1 pseudogene is annotated in these 886 nt (G+C 67.5%); it reads right to left on the bottom strand.

Annotation, left to right across the window (positions count from 1 at the left end):
• Positions 1-591 (bottom strand): annotated as a pseudogene (locus tag IE94_RS36725) (hypothetical protein); the annotation flags it as partial.
• Positions 592-886: the final 295 nt, after the last annotated feature.

The raw sequence follows: 886 nt of genomic DNA on the forward strand, positions 1-886 counted from the left end.
GGTGACTGAGGTGAGCCATTGGCCGGTGGCGGAATTTTCGGCAGGTACGGCGAAGTTCTGCTCGCGCAGCGTGGTCATGTGCTCGTCGTCGGTGACTGGTGTGTCGCGGGACAGGGTGAAGCTGTTGTGCAGGGTGATTAGCGTGTCGCGGGACAGGGTGAAGCTGTTGTGCAGGTGGAGGAGTTCGTTTCTTGAGAGTTCGTGATGGTAGCGCGCGGAGATGTGGTCCCATACGCCGCCGAATGTGGCTGTCGCGTTCTCCGCACGGAAGTCCGGTGTCTCATCCGGCTCTGCCCGCCAGGGCTGGTGGGCGAAGTCGCCGAGGTTTATCAGGGCCGAGGGGCTGGGGTCGCTGAAGATCCGGCGGTCGACATCGATGACGCTGTGCTCGCGTGGTGCCGGCTGTGATGGCGGTGTGATGCCGGCCGCGGGGGCGCTGGGGGGTGGCGGGAGTTGCGTCTGGGCGGAGGGGTCTCCGGGGAGAGCCAGGCCGAGGGGCCAGCCGGGGGCGGGGGCGGCGTCGGCCTGCATGTCTTCCGCTTCGGAGTCCTCGTCGTCCGAGCCGCCGAACAGGTCGTCCGTTTCGTCCATGGGGACGTCGTCCGCCGAACAGGTCGTCCGTTTCGTCCATGGGGACGTCGTCGGTGGTGGGGCCGGTGTGGGGGTGGGGAGACGGCGCTGTGACCGGGGGGAGCTGGGGAAGGAACGGGGTGATGAGGTCGGGGGTGAAGGTTTCGGGCTGGCCGAAGCCCATCTGTTCCATTGTGGCGATCGTGATGAGGATGTCGGTGTCGGTGGAGTGGGTCTGTTCGGGCAGGCTCAGGCGTACCCGCATGATGATCCGTGCCGTGTCGGGGGAGAGCGCGCTGCCCGCGGCGGGTGCGGG

The organism is Streptomyces violaceorubidus, assembly GCF_000717995.1.
Lineage (GTDB): Bacteria > Actinomycetota > Actinomycetes > Streptomycetales > Streptomycetaceae > Streptomyces > Streptomyces violaceorubidus.